Genomic DNA, 2,878 nt, shown 5'->3' with positions numbered 1-2,878 from the left:
CCCACAAGGACCAGCTCAACGCCGACCTGCTCGCCTTCGCCAAGGCTTGATGGCAGTTGAAATCACGATGAGAGGCGCCGGCAACGGCGCCTCTTTTTTGCTTTTTGTGATAGGTGTTTCGCTTGTCGAGATAGCTGTCGCGTCGCGCCGTTTCGTGCACTATCTCGCAGCGATTCTGATCCGGAGGCAGGCATGAGCTCGAAACCCCGCATTCTCGTCACCCGTCGTTGGCCGGCAGCGGTGGAGCAGGTGCTTGCCGAACGCTTCGACGTCACCTTGAACGAAGGGGACGTGCCGCTGACAGCCGCAGAACTCGCGGAAGCACTGCGGACCTATGACGCCGTTCTCCCGACGGTCTCTGACCGGCTTCCGGCCGACCTCTTTGCCCGCGGCGGTCTCCGCGCGAAGATCCTTGGAAACTATGGCGTCGGCTACAATCACATCGACGTTGCGGCCGCCAAGGCTGCCGACATCGTCGTCACCAACACGCCGGGTGTGCTGACCGACTGCACCGCCGACATCGCCATGACGCTGCTGCTTGCGGTCGCGCGGCGGGCAGGCGAGGGCGAGCGGCAGGTGAGGGCCGGCGAATGGACCGGCTGGCGCCCGACCCACATGATTGGCGGCAAGGTCACCGGCAAGACGCTCGGCATCATCGGCTTCGGCCGCATCGGCAAGGCGATGGCCAAGCGCTGCCACTTCGGCTTCGACATGGATGTCGTTTTCTACAATCGCTCACGCATCGACCCGGCGGAGGCCAGCCGTTATGGCGCTCGCCAACTCGACACGGTCGAGGACGTGCTGAAGGTGGCGGACTTCGTGTCGCTGCATTGCCCCGGCGGCGGCGAAAACCGGCACCTCATCAACGCCGAACGCCTGGCCCTGATGAAGAAAAGCGCCTACCTCGTCAACACGGCGCGGGGTGATGTGATCGACGAGCCGGCGCTGATTGCGGCGCTCGAAGACGGTATCATTCGCGGCGCCGGCCTCGATGTCTTCGAGGCGGAACCGAACGTGCCGGAACGTCTGCGCGCGCTCGAAAATGTCGTTCTGCTTCCACATCTCGGCAGTGCGACGGAGGAGACGCGCGTCGCCATGGGCATGAAGGTGGTCGACAATATCACGGCGTTTTTCGACGGGCGCGAACCGCCGGATCTCGTGGCGTAGGCGGCTGCCCGTTTTCTGCGCAGAGCCTGCATGGAAATGCAGCATGTTGACGATTTTCTTTGCAAAACAATAACTTGACTTGTCGTGCCGCGATGCGGACGATAGCGCCAAGATAAGGCGTTGGGCTCAATGGGCACTGTGCCTCGAATGAAGGACGCCGCTTAGCGGTCTGACATGGACAAGGCAGCACGCATCGCCCCGCAGCGGGCCTGGGGCAAGGGACGGCTGGTCGCCAAGGCGGCGCTCGGCCACAGCCGCATTGCCGAACTCTACCAGGAAGGCTGCGCCAAGATCCGCCTGCCGAAGACCTTCGACACCTCGATGGAGGCAGTGCTCATCAATTCTTCCGGCGGACTTACCGGCGGCGACCGGATGATCTGGGAGGTCGCGGCAGGGGCCGGAACCGATGTGACGGTGACGACGCAGGCCTGCGAGAAGATCTATAAGGCGAGCGCCGATACCGTCGAAGTGAAAACGCGAATCGAGGTTGCCCCCGGCGCGCGCGTCGACTGGCTGCCGCAGGAGACGATCCTCTTCGACCGGGCCTCGCTCTCGCGCTCGTTGGAGGTGGAACTTGCCTCAGACTCGACGTTTCTCGCGGTCGAAGCGGTGCTGCTCGGCCGCAAGGCAATGGGCGAGGCGGTTGAAACCGGGCTCTTCCGCGATCGCTGGCGTATCCGTAGCGGGGGCAAGCTGCTGCATGCGGACAATCTCGCCCTATCAGGAGAAGTCGCCAGTCTCGCCCAGCGCAAGGCGGTGCTCGATGGCGCGGCTGCCTTTGCCACGCTGCTCTATGTCGGTCCGGACTGCGAGCTCCAGCTGCCGCGTCTTCGGTCGCTCGTCGATGGCGCAGCGGGCGTCGGCATCAGCCATTTTCAGGTCCAGGGCTGCGACAAGCTGGTTGCCCGTTTCGTGGCGCCGGATGGCTTCGCGCTCAGAAAAATCCTCATCCCGGTTATTTCGCACTTGCGCAAGCAGAAGACTGTGCCGAAAGTCTGGGTACTCTAGCGCGTTTCACATTTATATTTGAAACAGTGAAACGATCTAACGCATTGAAACTTTGTAATTCCTGGCGGAAGACCGCTTCGCAGACTTCCCAGGGAATTGCTTCACGAACAACCGGTGGCGACGCATGAATCTTACCCCGCGCGAGAAAGACAAACTGCTGATTTCGATGGCGGCCATGGTTGCCCGCAGGCGCCTGGAGCGCGGCGTGAAACTCAACCACCCGGAAGCGATCGCGCTGATCACCGATTTCGTCGTCGAGGGCGCGCGCGACGGGCGCTCGGTCGCCGAACTCATGGAGGCGGGTGCGCAGGTGCTGACGCGCGAGCAGGTGATGGAAGGCATCGCCGAGATGATCCATGACATCCAGATCGAGGCGACGTTTCCGGACGGAACCAAGCTCGTCACCGTGCACGAGCCCATCCGCTAGGCGCAGGGCGCCTGAAGCCTGAATGCGGGATAAAAGTATGCGGCCGGCCGAGGGCGGCTTGAGGAGAAGACCATGATCCCAGGAGAAATCATCGCGGCGGCCGGAGAGATCGAGCTCAATGTCGGTCTCGACACGACGACGATCGAGGTCGCCAATACCGGCGACCGCCCGATCCAGGTCGGCAGCCACTATCACTTCGCCGAAACCAATGCGGGACTTAAGTTCGACCGCAAGGCCGCCTACGGCCGCCGGCTCGACATTCCCGCCGGCACGGCC

Annotated in this window: 5 protein-coding genes; all 5 read left to right on the top strand. The window is 62.9% G+C overall.

Going from position 1 to position 2,878, the window contains the following annotated elements:
• The coding region (locus L981_RS35445) for a hypothetical protein (RefSeq protein ID WP_210166434.1) at positions 1-196 on the top strand (196 nt) is incomplete at its 5' end.
• Positions 193-1,167 (top strand): D-glycerate dehydrogenase, encoded by a 975-nt coding sequence (locus L981_RS33095; RefSeq protein ID WP_043627339.1) that lies wholly within the window; start codon positions 193-195, stop codon positions 1,165-1,167. The genes L981_RS35445 and L981_RS33095, both read left to right, overlap by 4 nt.
• 174 nt (positions 1,168-1,341) lie before the next feature.
• Complete coding sequence (locus L981_RS33090; protein ID WP_043627338.1) at positions 1,342-2,175, top strand: urease accessory protein UreD; 834 nt, start codon at positions 1,342-1,344, stop codon at positions 2,173-2,175.
• Positions 2,176-2,299: 124 nt separating this feature from the next.
• The gene (locus L981_RS33085; RefSeq protein ID WP_043627336.1) at positions 2,300-2,602 is read left to right on the top strand and encodes an urease subunit gamma; all 303 of its coding nucleotides are present in this window, start codon (positions 2,300-2,302) and stop codon (positions 2,600-2,602) included.
• Between the two features lie 72 nt (positions 2,603-2,674).
• A partial coding sequence (gene ureB / locus L981_RS33080) for an urease subunit beta (RefSeq protein ID WP_043627333.1) occupies positions 2,675-2,878 on the top strand: 204 nt, incomplete at its 3' end.

Origin of the sequence: Ensifer sp. ZNC0028 (genome assembly GCF_000799055.1) — a bacterium.
Classification (GTDB): Bacteria; Pseudomonadota; Alphaproteobacteria; order Rhizobiales; family Rhizobiaceae; genus Ensifer.
Note: the sequence above shows the minus strand (reverse complement) of the source record. Positions and strands in the feature narration are given on the sequence as shown.

Bases quoted from the DNA above. Each gene is read 5' to 3' on its own strand.
- L981_RS33085 (WP_043627336.1), top strand. From the start codon at position 2,300: ATGAATCTTACCCCGCGCGAGAAAGACAAACTGCTGATTTCGATGGCG.
- L981_RS33090 (WP_043627338.1), top strand. From the start codon at position 1,342: ATGGACAAGGCAGCACGCATCGCCCCGCAGCGGGCCTGGGGCAAGGGA.
- L981_RS33095 (WP_043627339.1), top strand. From the start codon at position 193: ATGAGCTCGAAACCCCGCATTCTCGTCACCCGTCGTTGGCCGGCAGCG.